Source organism: Amycolatopsis sp. WAC 01416, assembly GCF_003947485.1.
In the GTDB taxonomy this organism is placed as follows: Bacteria; Actinomycetota; Actinomycetes; order Mycobacteriales; family Pseudonocardiaceae; genus Amycolatopsis.
On record NZ_QHHX01000006.1, the window covers coordinates 221,821 to 247,905 of the forward strand.

At 67.8% G+C, this 26,085-nt stretch carries 25 protein-coding genes; 20 read left to right on the top strand and 5 right to left on the bottom strand.

The genetic code is table 11. From position 1 onward, the window contains the following. Nucleotides 1-628 precede the first annotated feature (628 nt). The 3 genes from DL990_RS21790 to DL990_RS21800 all read left to right on the top strand — a co-directional run bounded on the left by DL990_RS21790 (nt 629) and on the right by DL990_RS21800 (nt 4,987). The gene (locus DL990_RS21790; RefSeq protein WP_125799753.1) at nt 629-2,218 is read left to right on the top strand and encodes an FAD-dependent oxidoreductase; all 1,590 of its coding nucleotides are present in this window, start codon (nt 629-631) and stop codon (nt 2,216-2,218) included. After that, on the top strand, nt 2,215-3,639 hold the full coding sequence (locus DL990_RS21795; protein ID WP_125799754.1) for a DHA2 family efflux MFS transporter permease subunit: 1,425 nt from the start codon (nt 2,215-2,217) through the stop codon (nt 3,637-3,639). The genes DL990_RS21790 and DL990_RS21795 overlap by 4 nt, the downstream gene beginning before the upstream one ends. Nucleotides 3,640-3,712: 73 nt before the next feature. After that, the gene (locus DL990_RS21800) at nt 3,713-4,987 is read left to right on the top strand and encodes an MFS transporter (protein ID WP_125799755.1); all 1,275 of its coding nucleotides are present in this window, start codon (nt 3,713-3,715) and stop codon (nt 4,985-4,987) included. Nucleotides 4,988-5,085: 98 nt separating this feature from the next. Here the strand turns inward: DL990_RS21800 and DL990_RS21805 are convergent, their stop codons facing one another. Next, on the bottom strand, nt 5,086-6,297 hold the full coding sequence (locus DL990_RS21805) for a cytochrome P450 (RefSeq protein WP_125799756.1): 1,212 nt from the start codon (nt 6,295-6,297) through the stop codon (nt 5,086-5,088). A 172-nt stretch (nt 6,298-6,469) separates the two neighbouring features. On the opposite strand from DL990_RS21805, the gene DL990_RS21810 reads away from it, so the two are divergent. The 3 genes from DL990_RS21810 (at nt 6,470) to DL990_RS21820 (ending at nt 8,832) form a co-directional block, all read left to right on the top strand. Continuing rightward, nucleotides 6,470-7,054, top strand: a complete 585-nt coding sequence (locus DL990_RS21810; RefSeq protein ID WP_233599271.1) for a TetR/AcrR family transcriptional regulator — start codon at nt 6,470-6,472, stop codon at nt 7,052-7,054. Nucleotides 7,055-7,150: 96 nt separating this feature from the next. After that, on the top strand, nt 7,151-8,155 hold the full coding sequence (locus DL990_RS21815) for a D-cysteine desulfhydrase (RefSeq protein ID WP_125799757.1): 1,005 nt from the start codon (nt 7,151-7,153) through the stop codon (nt 8,153-8,155). 44 nt (nt 8,156-8,199) lie between these two features. Beyond that, nucleotides 8,200-8,832: an aspartate/glutamate racemase family protein gene (locus DL990_RS21820; RefSeq protein ID WP_125799758.1), complete on the top strand. Its 633-nt coding sequence runs from the start codon at nt 8,200-8,202 to the stop codon at nt 8,830-8,832. On the opposite strand, the gene DL990_RS21825 is transcribed toward DL990_RS21820, so the two are convergent. Further along, nucleotides 8,813-9,697: a LysR family transcriptional regulator gene (locus DL990_RS21825; RefSeq protein ID WP_158632646.1), complete on the bottom strand. Its 885-nt coding sequence runs from the start codon at nt 9,695-9,697 to the stop codon at nt 8,813-8,815. The two genes, DL990_RS21820 and DL990_RS21825, sit on opposite strands and share 20 nt — an antisense overlap. Before the next feature lie 126 nt (nt 9,698-9,823). Between DL990_RS21825 and DL990_RS21830 the strand changes: the two genes are divergently transcribed. The 6 genes from DL990_RS21830 (at nt 9,824) to DL990_RS21855 (ending at nt 14,484) form a co-directional block, all read left to right on the top strand. After that, nucleotides 9,824-10,369 carry a sigma-70 family RNA polymerase sigma factor gene (locus tag DL990_RS21830; protein WP_158632647.1) on the top strand — a complete coding sequence of 182 codons (546 nt, stop codon included), beginning with the start codon at nt 9,824-9,826 and terminating at the stop codon, nt 10,367-10,369. Further along, on the top strand, nt 10,366-10,983 hold the full coding sequence (locus DL990_RS21835) for a hypothetical protein (RefSeq protein WP_125799759.1): 618 nt from the start codon (nt 10,366-10,368) through the stop codon (nt 10,981-10,983). Before DL990_RS21830 ends, DL990_RS21835 begins: the two co-directional genes overlap by 4 nt. A gap of 138 nt (nt 10,984-11,121) precedes the next feature. Continuing rightward, complete coding sequence (locus tag DL990_RS21840; RefSeq protein ID WP_125799760.1) at nt 11,122-11,484, top strand: hypothetical protein; 363 nt, start codon at nt 11,122-11,124, stop codon at nt 11,482-11,484. A 1-nt stretch (nt 11,485) separates the two neighbouring features. After that, on the top strand, nt 11,486-11,956 hold the full coding sequence (locus DL990_RS21845) for an SRPBCC domain-containing protein (RefSeq protein ID WP_125789514.1): 471 nt from the start codon (nt 11,486-11,488) through the stop codon (nt 11,954-11,956). Nucleotides 11,957-12,218: 262 nt separating this feature from the next. Then, a complete protein-coding gene (locus tag DL990_RS21850) occupies nt 12,219-13,754 on the top strand; it encodes a beta-propeller fold lactonase family protein (RefSeq protein WP_158632648.1) in 1,536 nt (511 codons plus the stop codon). Nucleotides 13,755-13,833: 79 nt separating this feature from the next. Next, nucleotides 13,834-14,484 carry a DUF1775 domain-containing protein gene (locus DL990_RS21855; protein ID WP_158632649.1) on the top strand — a complete coding sequence of 217 codons (651 nt, stop codon included), beginning with the start codon at nt 13,834-13,836 and terminating at the stop codon, nt 14,482-14,484. A 196-nt stretch (nt 14,485-14,680) separates the two neighbouring features. On the opposite strand, the gene DL990_RS21860 is transcribed toward DL990_RS21855, so the two are convergent. Further along, entirely contained in the window at nt 14,681-15,358 is a 678-nt protein-coding gene (locus tag DL990_RS21860; protein ID WP_125799763.1) for a TetR/AcrR family transcriptional regulator, read from the bottom strand. Nucleotides 15,359-15,517: 159 nt separating this feature from the next. Between DL990_RS21860 and DL990_RS21865 the strand changes: the two genes are divergently transcribed. The 5 genes from DL990_RS21865 to DL990_RS21885 all read left to right on the top strand — a co-directional run bounded on the left by DL990_RS21865 (nt 15,518) and on the right by DL990_RS21885 (nt 20,820). Then, complete coding sequence (locus DL990_RS21865) at nt 15,518-16,402, top strand: SDR family oxidoreductase (RefSeq protein WP_125799764.1); 885 nt, start codon at nt 15,518-15,520, stop codon at nt 16,400-16,402. A gap of 46 nt (nt 16,403-16,448) precedes the next feature. Then, nucleotides 16,449-17,153 carry a DUF2306 domain-containing protein gene (locus DL990_RS21870; RefSeq protein WP_125799765.1) on the top strand — a complete coding sequence of 235 codons (705 nt, stop codon included), beginning with the start codon at nt 16,449-16,451 and terminating at the stop codon, nt 17,151-17,153. Nucleotides 17,154-17,254: 101 nt separating this feature from the next. Beyond that, nucleotides 17,255-18,421, top strand: coding sequence for a serine hydrolase (locus DL990_RS21875; protein WP_125789508.1), 1,167 nt, complete (start codon nt 17,255-17,257; stop codon nt 18,419-18,421). A 38-nt stretch (nt 18,422-18,459) separates the two neighbouring features. After that, a complete protein-coding gene (locus DL990_RS21880; protein WP_233620538.1) occupies nt 18,460-19,920 on the top strand; it encodes an MFS transporter in 1,461 nt (486 codons plus the stop codon). A 42-nt stretch (nt 19,921-19,962) separates the two neighbouring features. After that, nucleotides 19,963-20,820 (top strand): NAD(P)H-binding protein, encoded by an 858-nt coding sequence (locus DL990_RS21885; RefSeq protein ID WP_125799766.1) that lies wholly within the window; start codon nt 19,963-19,965, stop codon nt 20,818-20,820. 48 nt (nt 20,821-20,868) lie between these two features. Here DL990_RS21885 and DL990_RS21890 read toward each other — a convergent pair whose 3' ends face one another. Next, a complete protein-coding gene (locus DL990_RS21890) occupies nt 20,869-22,113 on the bottom strand; it encodes a CdaR family transcriptional regulator (protein WP_125799767.1) in 1,245 nt (414 codons plus the stop codon). 89 nt (nt 22,114-22,202) lie between these two features. On the opposite strand from DL990_RS21890, the gene DL990_RS21895 reads away from it, so the two are divergent. From DL990_RS21895 to DL990_RS21905, 3 genes are read left to right on the top strand one after another with little or no spacing between them, the layout of a single operon-like run. Continuing rightward, nucleotides 22,203-23,696 (top strand): NAD(P)/FAD-dependent oxidoreductase, encoded by a 1,494-nt coding sequence (locus tag DL990_RS21895; protein WP_125799768.1) that lies wholly within the window; start codon nt 22,203-22,205, stop codon nt 23,694-23,696. After that, entirely contained in the window at nt 23,693-24,592 is a 900-nt protein-coding gene (locus DL990_RS21900; RefSeq protein WP_125799769.1) for an alpha/beta fold hydrolase, read from the top strand. The genes DL990_RS21895 and DL990_RS21900 overlap by 4 nt, the downstream gene beginning before the upstream one ends. Beyond that, complete coding sequence (locus DL990_RS21905) at nt 24,589-25,434, top strand: SDR family oxidoreductase (RefSeq protein ID WP_125799770.1); 846 nt, start codon at nt 24,589-24,591, stop codon at nt 25,432-25,434. The genes DL990_RS21900 and DL990_RS21905 overlap by 4 nt, the downstream gene beginning before the upstream one ends. Here the strand turns inward: DL990_RS21905 and DL990_RS21910 are convergent. Beyond that, nucleotides 25,431-26,075: a TetR/AcrR family transcriptional regulator gene (locus DL990_RS21910; protein WP_233620539.1), complete on the bottom strand. Its 645-nt coding sequence runs from the start codon at nt 26,073-26,075 to the stop codon at nt 25,431-25,433. The genes DL990_RS21905 and DL990_RS21910 overlap by 4 nt on opposite strands. Between the last annotated feature and the right edge of the window lie 10 nt (nt 26,076-26,085).

The window sequence follows — 26,085 nt, forward strand, 5'->3', positions numbered from 1 at the left end:
CTTCGCGTCCTTGCCGGCGGCGCCCTGTTCGCCTTACGCCTCAGAATCGGCTAGTTGAGTGCGCCCAATGTGGCATGGGGGACCGTGAGCGTCCCCCATGCCACATTGGGCGCATCAGGGCATCGAAGCGGCACCGATCACGGCGCACTCGCGGGGAGAACCTCGCGGCATTGCTCGAGGTCTGGATGACCGAAGCCTCGCCGGCGAGGCTCGCGGCGAGCGCGCGGACCTCATCGAGAAGGGCGAAGTCCGCGACGTGGAACTCGGCTCGAGTTCGGTGGCGATGGCTTCGGTCTTGGCGCCGTGAGTCGACGGGCCGCCGCCACGCCGATCCCGTCACTCACACGCTCGATTGACGTGCCGCAGCGACGTGGGAGCCGATTGACCTTCAAGTGAGGAGAACAGGCCGGGATCCCACTGACGGTGCAGTGGACAACGCTCCCTTCGGTCCGTCCAGACTGGCGGGTTGCCGCTGTCCGAATGGGCGCGACTCTGTGCCCGGATGGACATCAAGGCGTCCTGTGCTCGGTTGCGAGAAGGAACTCGCAAGGCCGGCTCATGCTACTGTTTATCGAGTAAGCTTACTTGGTAAAGTTATCGAGTATGAGTCAAGCCTGAGAGGTGTGTCATGCAGAGGACGGACGTAGTCGTAGTCGGCGCCGGGCCCACGGGCCTTCTTCTTGCCGGCGAGCTGGCGCTACAGGGTGTGCGGGTGACCGTCCTGGAGCGCCTCGATGAGCCGGATCAGACGATCAAGGCCGGTTCGATCAGCGTCGCCAGCGCCGAGATCCTCGACCGTCGAGGCTTGCTGCCTGCTGCCGAGGAGGCGCAGGCCAGCCTCATCGCGGCTGCTCGTGCGTTCGCAGGAGACACCTCGAACCGTACGGTCGGTGAACAGCTGGAGGCGGCCCGGCGGAAATCCCGCCGATTCCTGGCCGCGGGGCATTTCTCGGGATTCATGTTCCGCAACGACCTGGTCGACCAGGACGATCCGGTCCTGGCGGCGCACACTGCGGTGTCGAACGGAATCGGCGTGCCCCAGTACGATCTCGAGCTGCTGCTCGCGGAGCATTGCGCCCGGCTCGGTGTCCGAACCCGTCGCGGTGTCGAGGTGCACAAGGTACGGAGCACGACCGGGAGCCTTCTGGACGACGCCGACGTGGTCGTCGAGACCGATGCCGGCGACTTCACGGCCGGATGGGTCGTCGCGGCCGATGGGGGACGGAGTCTGATCCGCAAACAGCTCGGTATCGACTTCGTCGGTACCGAGCCCGAGCTGGTGGGGTATCAGGCGATCGCCGATTTCGACGACACCAGCGGATTACGGCGCGGCTGGACGTGGACGCCGCGCGGTCTCTATGCCTACGGGCCGACTCCGGGACGCGTCTTCCTCGTCCGGCACGGGGTCGTCCCGGAAGACCGGAACCTTCCTGTGTCGCTGGAAGAACTACAGGACGCCGTGCGGGATGTCACCGGGGTCCCGGTGACCGTGACGGGTATGCGCGGGCGGGCGACGCGGTTCACGGACAACACCCGGCAGGCACGGACGTACCGGCACGGCCGGGTGCTGCTGGCGGGCGATGCCGCGCATGTGCATTCGCCGCTGGGTGGCCAGGGCCTGAACCTCGGCCTGGGTGACGCGGTGAACCTCGGCTGGAAGCTCGCCGCGACGATCAAGGACTGGGCGCCGGAGGGTTTGCTCGATACCTACGAAACCGAACGGCACCCCGGCGCCGCGTGGGTGCTCGACTGGACAAGGGCGCAGGTCGCCCTCATGCGTGGCGACGAGCGCACCGAGCAGCTGCGGAAGATCATCGGCGACGAGCTGATGACCGCGCCCGGAGCGATGAACCGGATGGTCGCCCTGTCCTCGGGCATCGAGCAGCGTTACGACGTCGCCGACGGTGCCGTCGCTCCCGTCGGCGCGCTCGCCGGGGATGTCGACCTGGCCTCCGAGGGCAGGCTCGCCGACCACGCCCACGACGGCCGGTTCGTCCTCGTCGACCGCTCGCACGACGGCAGGCTCGCCGACGAGGTAAGGGATCCGGAGCGGGTCGCTTACGTCGCGGACCCCACCGCGGACATGTCGCTGCCGAGCCTGCTCGTGCGGCCGGACGGCGTCATCGTCTGGGCCACGACACAGGAGGAAGAGTCGGACGGCGGCGACGCCCGCAAGCGACTCGACGCCGCGATTTCGCGTTGGACAGGCTCGCGATGAGCAGGGACGGCGGCCCGTCACCGGCGAGAATCGGTCCGCTGACGACGGTGATCGTGCTCGGTGGCTTCATGGCCGGGGTCGATACGTCACTGGTCAACGTGGGGCTGGCGACGATCACCGAAGACCTGCACGCCACGCTGACCGGCGTGCAGTGGGTCACCAGCGGATATCTGCTCGCACTGGCCGCGGCGCTGCCCGCGTGCTCGTGGCTCCAACGCCGGCTCGGCGCGTCGCGGTTATGGCTGATATCTCTTCTCGGGTTCGTGGTCGCGTCACTGTTGTGCGCGGTGGCGCCCGACCTCCCGTGGCTGATCATCGCCCGCGCGGTGCAAGGCATCTGCGGTGGGCTCCTCGTGCCGACAGGACAGAACATCGTGGCACGCGCCGTCAGCCCTGACCGGATGGGCCGCACCATGGCCACCGCCGGCCTGGTCATCCTCGCGGCGCCTGCCATCGGCCCGGCGCTGGGCGGCCTGCTCATCGACGCGTCGTCCTGGCGATGGCTCTTCGCGGTCAACCTGCCGATCGGTATCGTCGCCGCCCTGCTCGCTCTCCGCGTACTGCCGAAAGACACCCCGGATCGCGCGGCGAAGCTCGACCTGATCGGAATGGCTCTGCTGTCGACCGGGCTGCCGGCCCTGTTGTCAGGGCTGACGAACCTCGGCTCGGCCGGTCCACAAGGGACGTTCGGGCTGGTTTCCACGGCGCTGGGAGCCCTTTTGCTCGTAGCGTTCGTCGCGGACGCCTCCCGCCGTGACCGGTCGTCGAAGCGGGACCGGCTGCTGGATCTGAGCTTGTTCCGAAGAATGCCGTACGCCACCGCTCAGATCACGTTGTTCTTCACCGGGCTCAGCCTCTTCGGCGGCTTGATCCTGCTACCTCTGTACTACGAGAAGCTGCACGGCCTGACGGTCATCCACACCGGGCTGCTCCTGCTGGCATACGGTCTGGGCGCGATGGCCGCGCTCCCGGTCGGAGGCCGGATCACCGACCGCCATGGCGCCGGCGTCACCTGCGTCATCGGCCTGGCGATCACCGTGGCCGCCACGGTTCCGTTCATCTTCCTGCCCCAGAACACGAGCCTCGTGACGGTCGAGTTCCTCCAGGCGTTCCGTGGTATCGGCGTCGGTCTGGCGGGCATACCGGCGATGACCGCGGCGATGCGCGCCGCAGCCGATCAGCTGGCGGACGCCACTGTCACGTCGAACATCGTCCAACGCGTCGGCGGCAGCCTCGGTAGCGCGATCATCGTCATCGTCATCGCCCGGATTCCCGGGCAACTCGCCGGATTCCAGGCCGCCCACGCGATCCTCGCGGCCGCCGCGGCGATCGCGCTCGTCGCGGCCGTCTCACTCGCGATCGCCGAACGCCGATACCCGCAGGCGGCCGTGTCGGTACAGGCGGGCGCGGCCCATTCCTGAGCTGCGTGCCGCCGCCCGCGGCGCACCGCATGGCCGGCAGCACCCTCGAACCCCACCCTGGAAGAGGAGTGTCTTGAGCAAGACTTCCCTGTCCGTCGAACCAGCCGGTCCGTCCCGCCAGAGGGCGCCGCGTGGCTACGCCCGCGGCTTGTTCGCCGTCAACTTCGGCGTCTTCCTGGCGGCGACGACTCCGATGGCCGTCACGCTGGCGTTCAAGATCGAGCACATCTCCGCTTCCCCCGGGGAAGCGACCGCGAATCTCGCGGTGATCCTTGCCGTCGGGGCACTGTTCGGCCTCGTTGCCAACCCGGTCGCGGGTCGGCTGTCCGATCGTACGACCTCGAAGTGGGGTATGCGACGCCCCTGGATTCTCGGTGGCATGCTCGTCGGGCTCGCTGGACTCTTCATCGTCGGCATCGCGACGTCGTTCTGGGTCGTCCTCGCGGCTTGGTGTGCCGTGCAGGCCGGAACGAACGCGACCGTCGCCGCCGCGAGTGCGACCATCCCCGACCAGGTTCCTCCGTCGCGATTCGGCTCGGTGTCCGGACTCGTCGGAGTCGCGACTCCGCTGGGTGTCCTCGCCGGTTTCACCATCGTGAACTTCCTCGCCGACGATGTGCCGCGCTTCGTCGTGCCGGCGCTCATCGCGACCGCCTTGACAGTTTGGTTCGTCGTGGGGCTCGAAGACCGCGTGCTCACCGAGAAGCCCGCTCGACGGTTCACTGTCGGCCAGTTCTTCGGCTCGTTCGTCTTCAACCCGGCGAAGCACCCCGACTTCGGATGGACGTGGTTGGCGCAGTTCCTCATCATGTTCGGATACGGAGGAATCGCAAGCTACCTTCCGTACTACCTGACCGAAAAATTCGGCTTCGAGGAGCAAGACGCGATCGCGAAGGTCCTCACCGTCAACGCGGTCTCGACGGCCACGATGATGATCTCGAGTCTGGCCGGCGGGTTCCTGTCCGACAAACTGGGCAAACGTCGTCCGTTCGTCGCCGCCGCCGGGGGTTTCATCGTCGTCGGCCTTGTGTCACTCGCCTTCGCCCCGGATTTCGCGACCGTCCTCCTCGCCCAGGCGATCATCGGGATCGGCGCGGGATTGTTCTTCTCGGTGTCCCTCGCGCTCGCGACCGAAGTACTGCCTGACACCGGTGAGTCCGCGAAGGACCTCGGCGTACTCAACACGGCCGCTTCCCTGCCGCAGTCGGTCGCTCCCGCGATCGCGCCCGCGATCATCGCGCTCGGCGCTTCGACCCCACTCGGTGGATTCACGGTCTACTATCTGTTCGGCGCCATCCTCGCCCTTACCGCTGCCGTGATCATCTATCGGGTGAAGGGCGCGAAGTGACGATCGGCGAGGTGGGCCACGCCATCGCGCTCCTGTAGTCCGTAAAGACCTCCTTCCCTGCCTTCAGGGTAGGCAAGGAGGCCTTCACGGACCCTGGTTCACCAGGCGACGGGAAGCCTTTCGACGCCGTGTACGGCTGTCATGCTCCGGAAGTCGATATCCGCCGGATCGACATCAAGGCGGAGTCCGGGGAAGTGCCGCAGCAAGGCCGGTAGCGCGATCCGCAGCTCCATCCTGGCCAGCGGCGCGCCGATACAGTGGTGGATGCCGTGGCCGAAAGCCACATGAGGAGCCGGTTTCCGTGCGATGTCGAAGTCGTCCGGGGCGGTGACGAGGTCGGTGTCCCGGTTGGCCATCGGCAGAGACAGCATCACCAGATCGCCCGTGCGCATTTCCTGCCCGCCGACGGCGGTGTCCGCCATGACGGTCCGGGGCAGACCGGAGTGCACCGGAGTGAGGAAACGGAGCAGTTCTTCGACGGCGTCGTCGACACGCTGAGGTTCGTCGCGGATCGCGGCCAGCTGTCCGGGATGCTCGAGTAACAGCGCGGTGCCCGCGCCCAGGGTGTTGGCGGTGGTCTCGTGTCCCGCGATGAGCAGCACAAGGGCGATACCGACCAGCTCGTCGTGACTGATGTCCTGATCGTGTTCGCGGATCAGCATGCCGATCAAGTCGTCGCCGGGGGCTACGCGGTGCCGGTCGACGAGATCGCTCATGTAGGAGCGAAGCGCGATGAACGCGTCGGTCTGTTCCTCCTTCGAGGTGGTCTGCCGAAGTTGAACGGACGACAGGTGCTGGAACAGTTCCCTGTCGGAGTAGGGAACTCCGAGGAGTTCGCAGATGACCAAGGAGGGGATGGGCAACGCGAAGCCCTGGACGAGGTCGGCCGGCGAGCCGGTCTCCCGCATGTCGTCCAGAACTTCGTCGACGACTGCCCGTACTCGAGGCTCCAGCGCGCGCATGCGGCGCATCGTGAACTCCGGGGTGAGCAGGCGGCGCAGGCGGGTGTGTTCAGGCGGGTCCTGGCCGACCATGAAGGACGCCGCGTCGGTGAATCGCTGCTCGCCGGGAGGGGCGGAATCGGGTGATGAGGACGGGGCCGAGTGGCGGGCGAGCCCCGCGCTGCTGAACAAGCCGGCGTCACCGAGTACGGCGCGAACATCCTCATGGCGGGTGACCACCCAGGCGGATACCCCGAAATCGGTGGTGTCCGTTCTGGTCGGCCTGCCCGTGTGTGCGCGTTCGGCGAGGTCGGATCCCGGGCTGTAGCGATCGCGCGACATGGTGATCGGACGCGGCGTCGGCGTCATGACTGCTCCCATCGACAAACAGATTTACTTGATAAACTTACTTGGTAAGTTTATCGGGTTGACTGTGGTCGTGCCAGGTTGGACGGGATTTGCTGATCCGATAAACTTATTGGGTAAAGATCATCGCTGTGAGGGAGCTCTTCCAATGCCGAACCGAGGAGACCGTGGCGGTTTGAAGACGCGAGCTCGCATCGCCGAGATCGCGACTCGACTGTTCCTGGAGCGCGGCTTCGACGAGGTCACGATCGCCGAGGTCGCCGCGGCCGCCGGCGTGTCCAAGGTGACCGTGTTTTCGCACTTCGAGCGCAAGGAGGACCTGCTGTTCGACCGTCTCCCCGACGTCGCCGACATCGTGCGAACAGCGATCCGCGAGCGGGACGACGCCGTCGGCGCTGTCGAGGCGCTCCGTCAGGCCACTGTCGCACTCGCGGAGAAACGGCATGTGCTCTCGGGCCTGGACGGAGACCTCGAGCCGATGATGCGGACGGTCATGGAATCGCCCGCCTTGATCGCGCGGCTCCGCACCTTCGCGTACGAGATCGAAACAGAGCTGGCAACCGAGCTCCACTCGGACCCGGGGTACTCCGGCGACAGCGCACTGGCCGCGGCCTTGCTCGTCGCCGCTTACCGGACGGTCGCCGCCGAGACGGTACGACGGCAACTCGCCGGGGATGACCTCGCCGACGTCGCTTCATCCCACCTTCAACGCCTGAAGGAGGCGTTCGACGCCGTCCAACGCGGCATCGAGGGCGCCTGAGCGTGCCGTGTCATCCTTCTGACACCCGGCCTCATGCGGGGTTTGCATGGGCGGTGCCGATTCGACATTGGACAGTGCCGAGCCGGGCCCCGCACGATGGGTTTCGTGGTACAGACGACGCGTTTCGCACGCTTCCCGCTCGGACATTTCCCGACCCCGCTCGAGCCGATGGAACGGTTGGCTTCGGTGTTGAGCCGGAAGTATCGGCGAGTGCCGAACCTCTGGATCAAACGCGACGATTGCACCGGGCTGGCCACCGGTGGCAACAAGACACGCAAGCTCGAGTTCCTCGTCGGGGAAGCGCTGGAACAGGGCGCCGACACCTTGATCACCCAGGGCGCCACGCAGTCCAACCACGCTCGGCAGACCGCGGCGGCCGCGGCCCGGGCAGGTCTGGAATGCCGGCTGCTGCTCGAACAGCGCCAGATTCGTGACGAGGAATACGAGCGTTCCGGCAACGTGCTGCTCGACGAACTGCTCGGAGCGCAGATCGTGGACCGGCTGCCGGCCGGCACCGACATGGCGGCGGCGATGGATTCCCTCGCCGACGACCTGCGTGCCGAGGGACGGAAGCCCTACGTGATCCCCGGCGGCGGCTCGAACCCGGTCGGCGCGCTCGGCTACGTCGAGTGCGCGGCAGAGCTGGACGCCGCCCCGGTGCCGGTGGACTGGGTCGTGCACGCCACCGGCAGTACCGGGACCCAGGCGGGGCTCGTCGCGGGGTTGCGCGCGATGCACAGTCCGGCGCTGGTGCTCGGCGTAAGTGTGCGTCAGCCGGAACAGAAGCAGGTCGACGCGGTGTACACGCTCGCCGCGCGGACCGGGGAGTTGCTGGGCGCCGAGGTCCTCCGCGACGACGTGCTGGTGGACGACCGCTGGGTCGGTGACGGGTACGGCGTGCCCACCGAGGCGATGACCGACGCGATGTCGCTGCTCGCGACGACCGAGGGCATCCTGCTGGACCCGGTCTACTCGGGAAAGGGGTTCGCCGGCCTGCTCGGAGCCATCGCCGACGAGCGGTTCGACGAAACCGACAACGTGGTGTTCGTGCACACCGGCGGAGTCGCGGGATTGTTCGGCTACCGATCGACCTTCCAGTGAGGGCCTCGGCGTACCGGCGGCCGCTGGCGGGCATCCTCGGTGGCATGGGGCCTGCGGCGACCGCCGAGTTCTACGCCAAGGTCATCGCACGCACGCCGGCGGTTCGCGATCAGGACCACGTTCGATTGGTCATCTGGGCGGATCCGACGGTGCCGGACCGGGTGGCCGCGTTGCTCGACGGGAGCACCGATCCCTATCCCGCGCTGCTGGAGGGCGCGCTCAAGTTGCGCGATCTGGACGCGACGGTGATCGCGATCCCGTGTCATACGGCGCAGTACTTCATTCCGAAACTGGCCGCGGACACCGGGATGCGCTTCCTGGACATGGTGGCCGAGACGGCGGCCGCGCTGTCCGCGCGCACAGGTCCGGTCGGCTTGCTCGGCACGCGCGGCACGCTGGCAAGCGGCCTTTACCGGAACATGCTGGCGGGTACCGAGCTGATCTTGCCGTCAGAGCCAACGCAAACCGAAGTCGATCAAGCCATCGCCGCGGTGAAACGGGGTGACGCGCGGCAGGGTGGGGCCCATCTCGACCGCGCGCTGGCGGCGCTCGACGCGCCCTTGACGATATTGGCGTGTACCGAACTTCCGCTCGCGGCCAGGTTCACCACGAGCGAGGGCGAGCTGCTCGACCCGACTGATCTCCTGGCCGATGCGCTCATCCAGTGCTGCTGGTGAGACCGGCGTTCCGCCAGACGGTGTCGGTTTGACGCGGCGTGTGATCACCGCGCGTCCGGTAGAGCCGGATCTCCAGTCGCGCGGTCAACGACGCATCGTCGAGCAAGCGAATCCGCTCGTCCTCGAGTGCCTGCCGCATCAGCAGTTCCGGTAGCCAGCCGACTCCGTCGCCCGCGAGGACCATCGCGGCGAGTGCCGCGGTGAAGTCGCTCTGCATCACCGGCCGCACGGAGACCCGGTGCTCGGTGAGGATCCGGTCGGTGACCCGGCCGAAGAAGGTGCCCTGGCCATGGGTGACCACTGGGACGGGGAAGGCGTCGGTGCCGGGCAGGGTATGCGTTGTGCCTGCCGCGGCGAACGGAGCGAGCCGATCGGTGGCGACGGTCATCGACTCGACGTCGCCGCCGGGCATGGCCGGTGGCATCGCCGGATCCGCGTACACCAGCAGCAAGTCGCAACCTCCGTGAAGCAAGGTGTCATAGGCGTCGTGGGTGTTCGACGCCAGCAGGACGCACGGTCCGCCGCCACTGCGCGACCACCAATGGCTGAAGAAGGGACCCGCGAGTGTGTGCGTGGCGGCGACGCGGACGGCGTCTCGTGGCGAGCGCCGCCGACCGCGGATCTCGTCACGGACCGTGTGCAGGCCGGCGACCGTCTCCAGTGCGCCGGCCCGCACCTTCGCGCCGGCCGCGGTCAACGCCACCGGGAAGGTGGAGCGATCCACCAGTTCCTCGCCGAACCACAGCTCAAGGGCACGGATCCGTCGGCTGAACGCCGGCTGGCTGAGGTGCTGTGCCTCCGCCGCCCTGGTGAAACTCTCGTGCTCGGTGAGGGCCAGGAAGCTCTCCAGCCAGCCGATATCCACAGAGTTACAGTCCTCGCGTGATCGTGATGCGGCGTGATGGGGAACACAGTAGTAGTCGGTCTCCATTCTCAACACTTCGCCGTCGGCGTGCGTAAACCCCGGCGAACCAGGAGATGAGGTGTGCGGGTGAGGGTACGACGGTCTAAGGACGACGACGTCCTCGCCGAGTCCATACGCAGCGAAAGCGACGTCCGGCAGGCGTATGCGCGGTACGGCGGGCAGCTGTTCGGCTTCGCCTTCAACGCGCTCGATGACCGTCAGCTGGCCGAGGACGTGGTGCAGGAGACGTTCGTGCGGGCGTGGCGCGCCAGCGGGCGTTTCGATCCCGACCGCGGCAGTTTGCGCACGTGGTTGTTCGGGATAACGCGAAACCTCGTGATCGACGCGACGCGGCGGCGCGCGAGCCGTCCCGTGCCCACCGAGGCGGAGCCGACACAGCGGACCGACGACCCTTTCGATCGTCTGCTGGTGGGGATCCAGCTCGACGAGGCGATGCACAAGCTCAGCGACCCCCATCGCGAAATCGTCCTGGCCGTGCACGTGGAAGGCCACACGTGTGCCGACTACGCTGCCGAAAACTCCATTTCGGCATCAACCGCGAGGAGCAGGCTGTATTACGGGATCCGTGCACTCCGCTTGATCCTGGAGGAGAACGGGGGACTCGTACGATGAACGAGCACTGCTTGCAAACCCGCGGTGAGGCGACCGAACTGTTGATGCTCGGCCGCCCGTTGACCGCCGAGCTGTCCTTGCACGTCGCATCCTGTTCGGCGTGCGCGCGGGACATCGCCGAGGTTCGGGAGGTCGTAGCTACCTTCGCCTACGCCGAGGGCAATCGGCCGCCTGCCGTTTCCCCGGAACTCGGACCCCGGATCGAAGCCGAGTTGCGGGCCGCGACGGGGGCCCGGCGGGTTCGGCGGCTCGTGCTCGCCGCAGCCGCCTTCGTACTGGTGATGGCTGTGGCGGTGGGAAGTCTCGTGATGGTGTCCGGGTCCTCGCCGGTTCAGCAGATCGCCTTGGAGCGTGACGGTCTCATGGTGTCGCAGCCCTGGGGTACGGAGGTGCCGATCATGCTCAATGGCCTGCGGCATGGCGAGACCTATCAACTGGTGACGGTCGGGCTCGAGGGGCGGAGCGTGCCCGCGGGCAGCGTGCGTGCCGAAGGCCCTGGTCCGTTCCGGGCACGCATGGTCACGGCGATGTCCCGTGATTCCATCACCGCGCTGCTGGTGCGCGATGACGACGGCCGTCAGGTCGCGCAGTTGCCGGTGGCCCCTCGGGGCTGACGAACGGAGTGCGCCGTGACGATCCGGCTGGTCGTCCTGAGCGACAGGCACACGCGCCGCCTGCCTGCCCGACCGGTCGGCACTATGGAGAGGGAGCCGAACACGATGTCCCCCGACGCCTAGGTCGAGTGGCCGCCGTTGCCCGCCCGTGTTGACGGTATCGACCGGACACGCCTGCCCGCTCTGCTGGTGTGTTGCATCATCGCCGAGCAGTTCCCGCCGCTGGCGCTGAACGACCGCGCGATTCCCGAGCAGCAGATCCGGCACACCGTGCGCCGCCTCATCTTGGAGATGCCCCCTAGGTATCTCCTCGGATGGCGGGGTCGCTGCGCGGTACACCATGTCCGGTGGGACAACGCTCGTACCACCACTGCCGCACTGTACGGCCGCCGGTTGGCCGGTGCGGAAACGCTACCTGACGTCTTCGGGTTGGCCGACATCGTGATCCACGACGATCCGGCACCGGCCGGTCACGTGCCCTGGGTGAAAGGACAAAGCTGACATGCGCGCGATCGAGGCGGTCACGGATATTTCGGTAGGTCCGCGAGTGGTGTGGGCGGTGCTGACCGATTTCCCGAGCTATCCGGAGTGGGCTCCCTACCTCCAGGAGATCGACGGCCGCCCGGAGGTGGGTGCCTCCCTGCGTCTTGTGCAGGGGCCGCCTGGCGCCAAGCCGTACGTAGTCCGTGTCCCAGTCGTGGAAGCCACGCCGGGTGCCAGGTTGGCGTGGTCGGCGGTGATTCCCGGAGCGGCCTGGTTGCCTGCGTTCGTTTTCACCGGAACGCACGAGTTCGTTCTGAGCCCACTTCCCGATGGCACGACCAGGTTGACACATCGCGAACACTTCGGTGGTCTGGTGTCCCGGTTGTCCAAAGAAGGGCCAAAAGGGGCCGACGAGGGTTTCGCGGCCTTCAACAACGCGATGAAGGACCGCTGCGAGAAGTTGGTGTCCGGTCTCCTCGCGCTCGAGTAACGGCGAGCATGACGCAAGTCATGCCGTCCCCTTTGGACACTGCCACCACCGGGATGCGTACCCCTCACGTAAAGGCGCACGGTGAACAACCGGCCGGAGCTGAAGAGCCGGTCCTTTCGCCTGCCGGGAATCCGACAATGTCGCTTTCGTGACCGGAGTGTGCCCAATTCTCCCGTGATGGAGGTTTTTCGTGCTTTCTGTCCGACATCTAGCAGGTGCGACCGCCGGCTTCGTATGTCTGGGGGCCACGGCCTTCGGTGCGGTGGCCTCCGCCAAGGTCGATCCGACGCAGGCCGCCGTCGCACCGGTGACCGCCGCCGCGGCGGAGACCGGCAAACAGGTGCCCATCCCCATTTCGGGTCGGGATCGCGTCTACACCGCCGATCAGACCTCCAACACCGTGTCGGTGATCGATCCGTCCACCAATCGCACCCTTGGCACGATCGCCCTCGGCGCGCAGCGGCTGGGTGCCTCCTTCAGCCCGCAGTACCTTGAGAACACCGGGGTGCACGGGCTGGCCTACACCCGCGATCACAAGCGGCTCGGCGTGGTCAGTGTCACCAGCAACACGGTGACCGTGATCGACACCGCCACCAACAAGGTCCTCAACCAGACCGACGTCGGCCGTGCCGCGCACGAAGGCACCTTCACCGCCGACGGCAAGGAATTCTGGGTGGCCAACCGCGGTCGTGACACGGTCACGATCTCCGACGCCGAGCACGGCGGGGTGCTCGCCAACCTGCCGGTGGGGGCGGGTCCGTCGAAGGTGCTGCTGAGCCCGGACGGCAAGCTCGCCTACGTCAACCACATCAAGCTGGCCGAGATCACCGTCATCGACGTCGCGGCACGCAAGGTCGTCGATCACATCACCGGTCTCGGCAGCACCTTCTCCTCGGATCAGGCCATCTCGCCGGACGGCAAGGAACTGTGGGCGTCGCACAAGTCGTTCGGCAAGATCAGTGTGGTCGACCTGGTCAACCGCAAGGTCACCACGGTGCTCGAGACGGGGCCGGACACCAACCACCCCGCGTTCGCCGACACCGGCAAGGGCTCGTTCGCGTATTTGACCGTCGGTGGGCTCGACAAGACGGTCGTGTACCGCCGCACCGCGAGCGGTGTCCCCGAGGTGGTCACCGAGATCCCCAACAACGGGCACGCGCCACACGGCATCTGGGCCAGTGGTGACAGCACCCGGGTGTACGTCGGGCTGGAGAAGTCCGACAAGGTCGACGTCATCGACACCGCCACCAACAAGGTGACGAACACCATCGGAGTCGGCCAGGAACCGCAGGCCCTGGTCTACGTGCCGGACGCCGCCCCCGCGGGATCGGCGCCGGGCCTCGGCAAGCAAGGACTCGGTGGCACTCCGGAGAACGTGGACACCGTTCTGCCCAACGGAAGGCCGGGCGACCCCATGCGTCCCGGGAACAAAGGCCGCGTGCTCGAGGCCACCGTCAGGCAGGTCAGTGGGCTCGACATGATCCAGCTCCAGGCCCGTGAACTGGAGCCGACCACCACCTATCAAGCCTTCTCCGTCGATCGCTGGGGCCGCCGGACGCCGCTGGTCTCGTTCACCACCGACGCCTCGGGCTCCGCGCCCCAGGTGCTGGCGTTCGCCGACTTCCAGGGCCGCCGTATCGCGATCGAATCCCAGGGCAAGGCGACCCAGCAGACCCTCGCGCAGGCCGTGAGCAAGTCTTCGCACCATGGCTCCGGCGGCTCCGGCGGCTCCAGTGGTTCCGACGCGCCTGACGGCCGTGTCGAGACGGCCGACCTCCTCTACTGCGACTGCTGCTGAGGTCGCCATGAAGCACAGGGAACTGTCACGTCGGGCCGGGGGCGGCGCGCGTTCGCCACGCCGGTGGGGCCGTGCGGCGATGACCGTGGTGGGCGCGTGCGCCGCCGCGATGGTGATGCTCGCGGGAACGGCTTCCGCGCATGTCAAGGTCTTCGCCGACGGTGCGGTGGCCGGGCAGCCGGCGACCCTCAAGTTCCGTGTTCCTTCGGAGCTGGCGTCGGTCACGACGATCCGCGTCGACGTCGCCTTGCCGAAGGAGGTCGCCGCCACGTCGTTCCCGCCTGTCGAGGGATGGGCTCACGCGCAGACTCAGGGTGGGCAGGACAACCTCGCTCACGTCGTTTGGACGGCGGAAGCGGGCAAGGAGATCAAGCCCGACGAAAGCCGGTACTTCGAGCTGGGTGTGGGGCCTCTGCCCGCGAAGCCCAGCCTGGGCTTCGACGTGGTCCAGACCTATTCGGACGGGACGGTGGTGAAGTGGAACGAACCGGAAGTCGGTTCCAAGGAACCGGAGTTCCCTTCCGCCGTGCTCGTTCTGGACGCGGCCGCGGTCGCCGCGGAGAAGCAGGCTCAGGCGGCTTCGGGGCCTGAGGTCGCTGCCACTTCGATGCCGGCCGCCGCGGAAGCGGGCGGCGACACTTGGCTGGTCTGGGTTCTGACCGGCGTGGCCGCTCTCGCCGTTGTCACCGCACTGGGTGTGATCGTGAGAACCCGTCGCAAGGCCAGCTGAGAAATCAAGCGCTCGTGAGATTTGTGGCCGAGTCTGTGCCGTGAAGGCCTCCTTGAGGGATCCAGAGTCCTTCAAGGGGGCCTTCACGGCCACGCCGACGCTTGCCGCCCGATAACGCTCGTTGTCGCTCACGACCCCTTCGGCTTGTCCTTTATGGACAGTCGGCTCGATGTCGTCGATACATCTCACGACTTTGTCAGTGGAGTCGCTCGGTGAGTACTCGCAGTTCCCGTTCGAAGAGAGCGTCGGCGTCCAGGTGCATCGCGGCGAAGCCACCGCCCAGCTCGAGGCTCACGATTCCGTGCAGGCGTGCCCACACCGACACGGCCAGATGGAACTCTTCGGTGCCGGCGCTTCGTGCGGCGAGGACTTCGTCGCCGGTCGCCGGTACGGGTTTCTTGATCGGCGCCTCTGCGTCGTCGATGCCGTGAAGAGTGGCGAGCAAGACCTCCATGAGCGAGCGCGCGGCGGCGGCGAGCGGTTCGCTGTGCGCGTCGTATCCCGGCAGTGGCGGCTTGAACAGCAGTTCGTAGCGGTGAGGTTCGCTGAGCGCCCAGGCCCGGTACGCGCGCGCCAATCCGCGCACCCGTGCTTCGGGGGCGAGAGGGGCCTTTCTGTCTTCGAACTCCCTTTTCAGCGCACGGCTCAGGTCGCCGTACGCGTCGACGACCAGGGCGGTCAGCAGGTCATCGCGATTGGCGAAGTAGCGGTAGAGCGCGGTGCCGGAAACGCCGAGCTGCTTGGCGATGGCCTTGATCGAGATCGACTGTGCCCCACCTGTGGTCAGCTGCTCCAGCGCTGCTGCCTTGATGTCTTCGCGAACCTGCTCGCGGAACCGCTCCCGCATCGTGTTGCGGGCGGCTACTGGTCGCATCAGACCTCCTTCTCTCTCGAACAAACCTTAACACCCGCTCCTGGATGTGAGAGGGGCGCACAAAAAGTTCCATGGCAACCGTTGGTGTATCGACTCTCGCATGTTACAGTCTCTAACCATCGAGTCACCGTCGCACCGAACAGTCTGAGGAGAAGACTCGTGAAGACATCAAAAGTGCTCGTGACCGGTGCCACCAGGGGGATCGGTGCGCTGGTGGTTCCGGCGTTGCGGGCTCGCGGGCTCCGGGTGCGGGCGATGGTGCGCACACCGGGCAGGGAGAAGACGTTGCCGGAGGGGGTCGAATTCGCCTTCGCCGACCTGCGCGACCCGAAGAGCGTCGCCGCCGCTCTGCACGGCGTGGATGGGGTCTTCCTGAACAGTCCTTCCACGCCGGACGCCGTCGACCTCCAGATCCGGTTCGCGGACCTCGCGATGCGCGCGGGGGTTTCGCAGCTGGTCCTGTTGTCCCAGTACGAGGCCAGGACCAACTCTCGGGCGCGGTTCCTGCGCTGGCACGCCGCTGTGGAGGCGCACGTGCGGACCCTCGGTCTCGAACACACCGTGCTGCGCCCCAATCTGTTCATGCAGGGACTGTTGCGTTTCTCCAGTGCGATCCGGGCGAACGGTGCTTTCGCGGCCTCGATCGGTGCTGCACCGGTCAGCCTGGTCGACACCCGCGACATCGCCGATGTGGCGGCGCTCGTGTTCGCCGAGCCCGGGCACAGTGGCCGCACGTACTCCCTGACCGGTCCACAAGCGGTGACCCATGGCGAGATCGCCGGAGCGTTGTCCGTGGCGACCGGGAGGCCGGTCACCTTCACAGATCTTTCCGTCACGGCCTTCGCCGCGTCGCTGCGCGGGGTCATGCCGGACTGGCAGGCCGCGGGCCTGGCCGAGGACTACGCGCACTACGCCCGGGGTGAGGCGGCCCGGGTCCACCCGGACGTCGCCGATCTCATTGGCCGCCCCGCCCGTGACCTGGCCGGGTTCGCCCAAGATTTCGCCGGGGCCTTCACGCCGCCGCGAGTACCGAACCACGTCTGAAGTCCTTGAATCACCAGAACAACTTTCCCAGGAAACGGAGTTTCGAATGGTCACCAAAACCCTGTCCAGAACCGCCAGGCGCCGCTGGTGGTGGGCTTTGTGGGGGCTGCTCGCCGTCTCAGCGGTCGCCATCGCGGGCTACGCGGTGCCGCCCTACCTGACCGGGAATTCCGCGGACAGCAACGTGCCGATCGACCCGGATGTGGCGCTGCACTACCTGTCCCTGGCGGTACACGCGGTGCCCGGCGGGCTCGCCATGATCATCGGGCCACTGCAGTTCGTACCCCGGTTCCGGGCGCGTTACCCGAAATGGCACCGGGTCGCGGGCCGCGTGTACCTGATTTCCGTCATCATCGCTTCGGGCGCGTCGTTGTACGCCGCCACTTTCACGCTGAGCGGGTTCGCGATCCAGGTCGGCTTCTACGTACTCGCCGTGGCCTGGTTGTTCACCGCGGCCAAGGCGTACCGGACGATCCGTCGTGGTGAGGTGGCGTTGCACCGGATCTGGATGATCCGCAACTACGCCCTGACCTTCGCCGCCGTGACCTTGCGGATCTATCTCCTCATCGGTCTGCAGCTGAAACCGTCGTTTCCCGGGCTGGAGTTCGACGAGATCTACACCGCGAGCGGCTGGGCGTCCATTCTGGTCAACGTCCTGGTGGCCGAGTACTTCATCATCCAGCGCACGCTGACACCGTTGGCGCGTCGCAGGCGTGAGTCCACAAAGGAGAATCCACCCGTGCCGGTATAGCTGGCGCTACCCGTACCTCGGCCGCCTACGGGATCGAATCCCGGTTTCCCGCCGGACATGATCGACGTGATCGAAAGCCGGTTCGGACAACGGAGGTTCCCATGACTGGGCGTATCGGGAAGGCGCCGCGGCGCCGGTATCTGCTCGCGGTGACGGCCGCTGTGCTGGTGGGCGCGGTGTCCGCACCGTCGGCTGCCGGTGCGGACACGGAAGGGCGGCGGGGTGACGGCGTCCAGCGCGGGCTGGACGTGCTGGTCGGCCAGGACAAGTTCACCGGGGCGCTGGCGGCGGTTTCCAGCCGGGACGGCCGGACCCGCGACTACACCGCCGGAGCCAGTGACCGGGAAACCGGGAAGAAGGTGCCGGTCGACGGGAGGATCCGGATCGGCAGCAACACCAAGACGTTCACCGCGACCGTGGTGCTTCAGCTGGTCGGAGAAGGCAAGATCGAACTCGATGAGCCCGTCGAGACTTATCTGCCCGGCGTGGTCCGTGGCAAGGGCGGGGACGGCCGGAAGATCACGGTCCGCCAGCTGCTGCAACACACCAGCGGCCTGCCCGACTATGTCGATCCGGTCATGGGCGGCGATTTCGTCGGGAACTACCTGTCGCTCCGGCACACCTACTTCGAGCCCAGGCAGCTGACAGACACCGCGCTGCAGCAGCCGCCCTCGAGCGGGTGGAGCTACAGCAACACCAACTACATCATCGCCGGACTGCTGGTCCAACGGGTCACCGGCCGTCCGATCGGGGAAGAGATCACCACCCGGATCATCGACCGGATCGGGCTGCGTGACACCTACTGGCCGCAGCTCGGCGAACAGGACCTCCGTGGCAAACACCCCAAAGGCTACTTCGCCACCAAGGACGGGAACCTGGTCGACGTCACCCGGCAGGACATCTCCATGGCCTGGGCGGCCGGTGCCCTGGTCAGCACTCCGAGTGACGTGACCCGGTTCTTCAGCGCGCTGGTCGGCGGCAAACTGCTGCGCCCCCAGGAGCTCGCCGAAATGCAGTCCACCGTCGACGCGCCCGGCTTCGACACCGTCGGAGGATCCCGCTACGGGCTCGGCATCGCGACATTCAAGCTCAGCTGCGGCGGACAGGCCTGGTCGCACGGCGGCAACACCCCCGGCTACACGATCGTCAACGGTGCCACGACCGACGGACGTGCCGCCAGCGTCGCGGTCACCGCGCTGCCATCCACCATCGAGGGATTGAAGCACCTCGACGAAACACTGGATTCCGCGCTCTGCCAGGGGAAGTAGGGACTCGAGCGAGACCGGATGCGCGCCAAGGTCATGACATGACCCGAATATCCGCCGAAGCCCAGAGCGAGGACGAAACGATGAGCGACGAAGCCGCTTCCGCGAAAGTACCCACTCGCCCCCGGAAAACGCGCAGTGTGGCGATGGCGGGCCTTGCCAGCGCCATGTTCCTGGTCATTCTCGACAGCGCGATGGTGAACCTCGCCGGTCCGACGATTCGCACGGGTCTCGGGCTTTCGGCCGCCGAACTCACGGCCGTCGTCGGAAGTTATCTGGTGGCGTTCGCCGGCCTGCTGCTTCTCGGTGGCCGGCTCGCCGACGTGATGGGAGCACGAAGGGTGTTCCTGACCGGGATGGGCGTGTACCTCGCCACCTCGGTCGTCTGCGCGCTCGCGACCAGCGGCACGATGCTGATCGCCGCGCGGATCGGGCAGGGTGCGGGGGCCGCGCTGGTGATGCCTGCCGCGCTCTCGCTCGTCCTCGCCATCCACCCGACTCCCGCGGAACGCACCCGTGCGCTGGGTACCTGGGGTGCGGTCGCGGGATTCGGCAGTCTCATCGGCGTCTTCCTCGGCGGCACCTTGACCCAGGTCTTCGGCTGGCAGTCGGTGTTCCTGACTCCGGTGCCGTTCGGCGCCCTCGGGGCATTGGTCGTATGGCGCACGGTGCCGTCCGTCCCTGGCAGGCCCGGGCGGTTCGACGCACTCGGCGCGATCACCATCTCCGTGGGTGTCTCCGGCCTCGCACTCGGCATGGTCACCGCTTCCGACGCCGGCTGGAGCTCGCCCGGTACGGTCATCGGCCTCGCGCTCGGTGTCCTTTCGCTGGCCGCGTTCGTGGTCGTCGAACGGCGGTCCGCTCACCCACTCGTCCCGCTCCGGGTCTTCCGCCGGAAGCCGGTCGTCACCGCCAACCTGGTGGTGCTGCTGCTCGGTGGCACGTTGACGAGCCTGTTCTTCTTCCTGCCTCAGTATCAGCAGCAGGTGCTCGGGATGAGCCCGCTGAGCACCGGGATGACGCAGCTCCCCATCGCCGGCATGATCATCGTGGGCAGCGTTCTCGCGCCGGTGCTGGCCAGGCGCGCCGGCTTGACCAGCGCGCTGCCGATCGGGCTCGGCACGCTGCTCGCCGGCTTCCTGTGGCTCGTACTGGACCCGACCACCAGTGGTTTCTCGCTCAGCCTGCTCGGCGCGTTCCTGCTGATCGGCACCGGCCTCGGGCTCGGCCTCGTCAACGCCACCGCGATGGGAGTACGTGACAGCGCGGCGGGAGAGTCCGGCCTCCTCAGCGGGCTGGTCAACGCCGCACAGCAGCTGGGTGGCGCGGTCGGTCTCGCGGCTCTCGCCGGGATCGCCATCGGCGCCGCGGGCAAGCACGGGGACATCGCGTTCACCACGGCGTTTCTCGGCGAGGCCGCGCTCGTCCTGATCGCCCTCGCGGTGTCGCTCGTCTCCAGAGCCACGGGCAAGCCCTCCGCGGCTCCTTTGGCCGCGCGCTGACACGCCCGGCCGAATCCACCGAATCCAGGAAGGCTCACCACCATGACGAACCCCACCGTTCTCGTGACCGGCGCGACCGGAACCGTCGGCTCCGCTCTGATCCCCGCCCTGCGAGCCCGTGGCGTCACCGTCCGCGCGATGACCCGCGACCCCGGCCACTCCGTTTCCGGCGCCGAGACCGTCGTCGCCGACCTGCAGGATCCGGAATCGGTCGCCGCCGCGTTGAAAGGAGTCGACGCCGCTTTTCTCAACAGTCCCTCGGCACCGGACGCCGCCTCGCTGCAGATCCAGTTCGCGCACCTTGCTCGCGAAGCCGGCGTGTACCGGCTCGTGGTCCTTTCGCAGTACGCGGCGCGAGCCGACTCGCCGGTGCGGTTCCTGCGCTGGCATGCCGAAGTCGAAGCGCACCTACGGGAGATCGGGCTCGACCACACTGTGTTGCGTCCCAACCTCTATCTGCAGGCGCTGCTCGGGTTTGCCCGCACTATCGCGCAGGGCTGGTTCGCCGCGCCCATCGGCGAAGCCGCCGTGAGCGCCATCGACATCAGGGACATCGCGGACGCCGCCGCGGTCGTGCTGACGACCGCGGGACACACCGGTCACACCTACACCCTGACCGGTCCTCGTGCCGTCACCCACGCCGAGATCGCCGAAGCGATCGCCGCCGCCACAGGACGGGAAATCGTCTTTCGGAACGCGTCGGCCGACCAGTTCAGTGCCGCACTGAGCGGTTTCCTCCCGCCATGGCAGCTCGAAGGGTTGGTCGAGGACTACGCCCACTACGCCCGGGGCGAAGCCGCGGAAGTGTCCTCGGCTGTCACCGATCTCACCGGACGTCCGGCTCGGGACGTCGCCGACTTCGCTCGCGATCACGTTGCCACGTTCGCCCCTGCAGGCTGAAACCTCGCGCCTTACCCCTCAAGAGAACGACCCGATTCGCTCACGACCTCAAGCGCTGCTTCCCAGCCACCGCAACGTCTCCAGCGCCACCGCCACATTCACCGCGTTCTCCGCCAACGGGCGGGGGAGCAGTTCGTCGGCCCGCGCCAGCCGTCGGACGACGGTGTTGCGATGGGTGTAGAGCCGTTCCGCGGTCCGCGTCGTGTTGCCCAGTTCGTGCACGTAGGTCCGGACGGTCTCCCGGGTTTCGGCGTCGGCGTGCCGGAGTTCGCCGAGGGTGTCGGCGATGAATTCGCTTGCCTGCGCCGGGTCGCCGGTGAGCAGGGCGAGCAGCTGGATGTCCTGGTACCGCGCTATCTGCTGCGGTGAGGTGAGCCTGGCGAGCATCCGCTGGGTGGCGGCGGCGTCCAGATGGCTGCGGCGGAAGCCGTCGATCCCGCTGCCGGGCCGCCCCAGCGCCACCCGGACGTCGGGATGCGGCGCGAGGTCTTCGGCGAGCCGGTCCGCGCGCGGCGGGGTCCGGCCGGGCAGCCAGACCCACAGGGCGGCGGCGCTGGCGACGACGGTCAGCCGGTGTGAAGCGCCGCTGGCCCGCATGAGGGTTTCGGCGGCGCTTTCGAGCTGCTGGGACGACGGCGTCGCCGAGCCGCTCCAGACGATCGCGGCCGTATGCGGGCCGGCGAGCGGATAGCCGAGCTGGGCTTCGGCCCGCGTGCGGCTGATGGGCGCGCCTTCGAGCAGCAGGGTGACCGTGGCCCGCCGTTCGGCGTGGGCGCCGCGGGTCAGTTCCGAGCGTTCGGCGGCCATCCGGTCGGACACCGCGGCGACGGTGTCCTCGATGAACGTGGTGATCGACAGCGACGAGACGTCCAGCAGTTCGCGGAGCAGCACCGGGTCGGATGTGAGGTCGAAGCAGATCTCGATCCACCGGCGCCAGGCCACCCCCTGCGCCCGCCGGTAGGCGTCGAGGCCGCCGGAGTCGAAGCCGCGGCGCACCATGTCGCGGGCGCCGTCGAGCACTTCCTGGTTCAGGTTGGCGGACACCCGCATCCCGGGGCGCTGCACGTTCGCGGCCGCCCAGTGCAGCAGATTCGCCAGATTCGCGCGTTTGGTGCCCTCGGTGAGGACGGGGTCCTCAGCGACCGCGCGCATACTGCCCCCGCCGAGCGAGGCCTCGTGCAGTTCCTCGATCCACTCGGCGCGCGGATGCAGCACGATCTCCGCGCCACGCCGGAAGAGATCGCGTGCCTCGGGGGACAGGGTCGGCCACGGCGTTGCGGCACTTTGCACCATCCATACATCATGATGGTGCAGATAGTGCTAGCGCAATTCCCCGGTGGACCCGCATCGTGGAGGCAACCGAGACGAGGCTGGAGTACCGCATGACGACGAGCACACCCGTCGAGCACCTCGACGTGGTCATCATCGGTGCCGGGATTTCCGGGATCGGGGCCGCGCGCTACCTGAAGACCGAGAACCCGGGCAAGACGTTCGCCATCCTGGAGGCCCGCGGCACGTCCGGCGGCACCTGGGATCTGTTCCGCTACCCCGGCATCCGGTCGGACTCCGACCTGCACACCTTCGGCTACGAGTTCAAGCCGTGGCGGGACAAGCAGTCCATCGCCGACGCGCCCCGGATCCTGTCTTACCTGCGTGAGACGGTCTCCGAGAACGGCCTCGAGCCGAGCATCCGCTACCACCACAAGCTGCTCTCGGCGGCCTGGTCGAGCGACGAAGCGCGCTGGCTGCTCGAGATCGAGCGCACCGACACCGGCGAGCGCACCCGGCTCAGCGCGGGCTGGATGTTCAACGCGGGCGGCTACTACCGCTACGACGAGGGCTTCACCCCGCGTTTCGAGGGCAGGGACCGGTTCACCGGCACGATCGTGCACCCGCAGCACTGGCCGGAGGACCTCGACTACGCGGGCAAACGCGTCGTCGTGATCGGCAGCGGCGCCACCGCGGTCACCCTGATCCCGGCGATGGCGGGGACCGCGGCGCACGTGACGATGCTGCAGCGCACCCCGACGTACGTCATGCCGGTGCCGCGCGAGGACAAGATCGCCAACGGCCTGCGCAAGATCCTCGGCGACGAGCGGGCGTACGCGCTCACCCGCCGCAAGAACATCCGCAAGGGCCTCGCGGTCTGGCAGTTCTGCCAGAAGTTCCCGAAGACCGCCCGCGGCCTCATCCGGTACGTCAACAAGAAGCAGCTTCCCAAGGACTATCCGGTCGACGAACACTTCAACCCGCCGTACGACCCGTGGGACCAGCGGCTGTGCGCCGTCCCCGGCGGTGACCTGTTCGCCGCCATCCGCAAGGGCCAGGCCGACGTCGTCACCGACAAGATCGCGACCTTCACCGAAAAGGGCATCCTGCTCGAATCCGGGCGTGAGCTGGAAGCGGACATCATCGTCACCGCCACCGGCCTGAACCTCCAGGTGTTCGGCGGGGCGAAGCTCAGCGTCGACGGCGAACCGGTGATCCTGCCGGAAACCGTCGCGTACAAGGGAATGATGCTCTCGGACGTGCCGAACGCCGCGTTCGCGATCGGCTACACGAACTCGTCGTGGACGCTCAAGATCGGCCTGCTGTGCGAGCACTTCTGCCGTCTGCTGGCGCATATGGACGCCCACGGCTATAACGTGTGTCGTCCTGTCGTCGCCGACCCGGACATGCCGACGAAGCCGTTCCTGGACTTCGCCGCCGGATACGTCCAGCGCGCGCTCGACCAGCTTCCGCGCCAAGGCGACCGCATGCCGTGGCTGACCTCGATGAGCTACCACTCGGACATCAAGCTGCTGCGCGCGGACGACATCACCGATCCCGAGCTGCACTTCTCCCACGCCAACGTCCGGGAAGCGGTGAGCTCGTGACCGACAGCTTCGCCGGCCTTCCCGGCGGCCCGAAGATCTGTTACCGCGAAGACGGCCCGGCCGACGGTGTGCCGCTGGTGCTGATCGCCGGTCTCGGTCTCGATCTCACGTCGTGGCCGCGGCCGATGATCGAGGGGTTCACCGGCCGCGGTTTCCGCGTCATCCGGTTCGACAACCGCGACGCGGGCTGCTCGGATCGCATCAAGGCGCCGAATCCCGGCAAGCTCCGGCAGCTGCTGGCCCGGCCGCTGCCGGGCGCGTACGACCTGGGGGACATGGCGGCGGACACCATCGGCCTGCTGGACCACCTGGGCGTCGAGCAGGCGCATCTGGTCGGCATGTCGATGGGCGGCATGATCGCCCAGACCGTCGCCGCCCGGAACCCCGGCCGGGTCCTGTCGCTGACGTCGATCTTCTCCACCACCGGGCACCGCCGCGTCGGGCAGCCGGCGCGGTCGACGTTGCTGCGCATGGCGAGGCGGCCCGCGCGGACGGCCGAGGAGTCGGTGACCGGGCATCTGGCAATGATGGGCCACCTCGGTTCGGCCACGTTCCCGCTGGACAAGGACGTGGAAACGGCTTGGGCCACCGCTCTCTGGGAACGGGCGGGCGGGCGGCGCGCCCGCAGCGGCATCGCCCGCCAGATCGGCGCGATCCAGGCCAGTGGTGACCGCACCGCCGAACTCGCCCGCATCACCTGCCCGACGGTCGTGGTCCACGGGGACACCGACCGCATGGTCCACCGCAGCGGCGGACGGGCGACGGCCAAGGCCATCGCCGGTGCCCGCTACGTCGAAATCCCCGGCATGGGCCACCACATCGCCCCGGACCTCGTCGAGAGGCTCGTCGAGCTCACCGCCGAACTGGCCCTCGACCCGGCAGGAGAAACCCGATGAGCAGCGTTCGCGGCAAGGTCGCCGTCGTCACCGGTGCCGGTTCCGGCATCGGCCGTCAGCTGGCCATCGAACTCGCGCGGCGCGGTGCCCGGCTCGCACTGTCCGATGTGGACGAAACCGGGCTGGCCGAGACCGTCGCCGAGGTCAAGGCCCTTGGCGCGGAGGTGCAGGGCGCCGTGCTTGACGTCAGCGACCGGGCGGCCGTCCAGGAGTACGCGGCCACCGTCGCCGGGCAGTTCGGTGTGGTGCACCAGATCTACAACAACGCGGGGATCGCGGGCGGCGGGCAGACGGTCCTCGACGCCGAATGGGAACTGTACGACCGCACGCTCGCGGTCAACCTCTTCGGCGTCATCAACGGCACCAAGGCGTTCCTGCCGCATCTGATCGACTCCGGTGACGGCCAGGTCGTCAACGTCTCCAGCCTCAACGGTTTCATGGCCCAGCCGACGTTGAGTGCCTATTGCGCCAGTAAGTTCGGCGTCCGCGGGTTCACCGAGGCACTGCGCACCGAGATGATCGCGGGCGGGCATCCGGTGCGGGTGACGGTCGTCCATCCGGGCGGGGTCAAGACCGGCATCGCCTCGGCGGCACTGAAGGAAGCCCAGGCCCGCGGCATCGAACCCACCGCCGAACAGCGGGAACGTGTCCGCCTGTACAACGAAAAGCTGCTGAAGATGCCGGCCGGCAAGGCCGCCCGCATCATCGTCGACGGGGTCGAGGCCGGGAAACCGCGCGTACTCGTCGGAAACGACGCGAAACTGGTCGACCGGCTCGTCCGGCTGCTCCCGCGCCGGTACCCGAAGCTGATCGTCGAATTCGAACGGCGACTCGTCCGCTAAGCGTCGACGCTCCGGTGCCCCAGCAAGCCGAGCAGCCAGGTGTAGCGGACGGCTTCGCGTGCCTGGCCGTAAGCTTCTTCGGTGCCGATCCAGATGGCCTGCGTGATCAGTTCGATGGTGGCGGCGACCACCGTCCGCGCGGTGAACGGCGGCGGCGCCGGCAGCGTGGGATCGGTGGCGCGCAGCCATTTCGCCGTCCGGTCGAAGACAGCTTCCCCGGCGCGCAAGGTGTTCTCCCGTACTTCGAGTCCCGCGTCGCCGAGCGCGTAGATCTCCAGCAGGACGGCGCGGACGGCGGTGGGCCGCCGGTGCACGTAGTCGACGAGGAAGTCGCAGCAGGCGGTGACGGCGTCCAGGGGAGTCGCGGACTGTGCGCCCGCGGCGACACCTTGGGCGATGAACTCGCCGGTGAGCGCGCGATAAGCGGCGAGGAACGCGTCCTGTTTGCCGTCGAACTGTTCGTAGAACGAGGTCCGTGACACGCGCGCGGTGGCGGTGATGTGGCCGACGGTGGTGGCGACGTAGCCGCGTTCACCGGTGTTCTCGAGCACCGCGTCGATCAGCCGGGCCCGCTGGGTTCCGGCGACCTCGTCACGGCTGAGATTGTGCGGCCCCTTCGGCAGCTTGCGGTGCTCGGTCACGTGCCGCACG

Excerpts from the sequence above, each read along its gene's own strand:
- DL990_RS21860 (WP_125799763.1), bottom strand. The coding sequence starts at position 15,358 with ATGCGACCAGTAGCCGCCCGCAACACGATGCGGGAGCGGTTCCGCGAG.
- DL990_RS21875 (WP_125789508.1), top strand. The coding sequence starts at position 17,255 with ATGACTGGGCGTATCGGGAAGGCGCCGCGGCGCCGGTATCTGCTCGCG.
- DL990_RS21880 (WP_233620538.1), top strand. The coding sequence starts at position 18,460 with ATGACCCGAATATCCGCCGAAGCCCAGAGCGAGGACGAAACGATGAGC.
- DL990_RS21820 (WP_125799758.1), top strand. The coding sequence starts at position 8,200 with ATGGGGCCTGCGGCGACCGCCGAGTTCTACGCCAAGGTCATCGCACGC.
- DL990_RS21895 (WP_125799768.1), top strand. The coding sequence starts at position 22,203 with ATGACGACGAGCACACCCGTCGAGCACCTCGACGTGGTCATCATCGGT.
- DL990_RS21795 (WP_125799754.1), top strand. The coding sequence starts at position 2,215 with ATGAGCAGGGACGGCGGCCCGTCACCGGCGAGAATCGGTCCGCTGACG.
- DL990_RS21805 (WP_125799756.1), bottom strand. The coding sequence starts at position 6,297 with ATGACGCCGACGCCGCGTCCGATCACCATGTCGCGCGATCGCTACAGC.
- DL990_RS21790 (WP_125799753.1), top strand. The coding sequence starts at position 629 with ATGCAGAGGACGGACGTAGTCGTAGTCGGCGCCGGGCCCACGGGCCTT.
- DL990_RS21815 (WP_125799757.1), top strand. The coding sequence starts at position 7,151 with ATGGGTTTCGTGGTACAGACGACGCGTTTCGCACGCTTCCCGCTCGGA.
- DL990_RS21885 (WP_125799766.1), top strand. The coding sequence starts at position 19,963 with ATGACGAACCCCACCGTTCTCGTGACCGGCGCGACCGGAACCGTCGGC.
- DL990_RS21890 (WP_125799767.1), bottom strand. The coding sequence starts at position 22,113 with ATGGTGCAAAGTGCCGCAACGCCGTGGCCGACCCTGTCCCCCGAGGCA.
- DL990_RS21870 (WP_125799765.1), top strand. The coding sequence starts at position 16,449 with ATGGTCACCAAAACCCTGTCCAGAACCGCCAGGCGCCGCTGGTGGTGG.
- DL990_RS21845 (WP_125789514.1), top strand. The coding sequence starts at position 11,486 with ATGCGCGCGATCGAGGCGGTCACGGATATTTCGGTAGGTCCGCGAGTG.
- DL990_RS21855 (WP_158632649.1), top strand. The coding sequence starts at position 13,834 with ATGACCGTGGTGGGCGCGTGCGCCGCCGCGATGGTGATGCTCGCGGGA.
- DL990_RS21835 (WP_125799759.1), top strand. The coding sequence starts at position 10,366 with ATGAACGAGCACTGCTTGCAAACCCGCGGTGAGGCGACCGAACTGTTG.
- DL990_RS21905 (WP_125799770.1), top strand. The coding sequence starts at position 24,589 with ATGAGCAGCGTTCGCGGCAAGGTCGCCGTCGTCACCGGTGCCGGTTCC.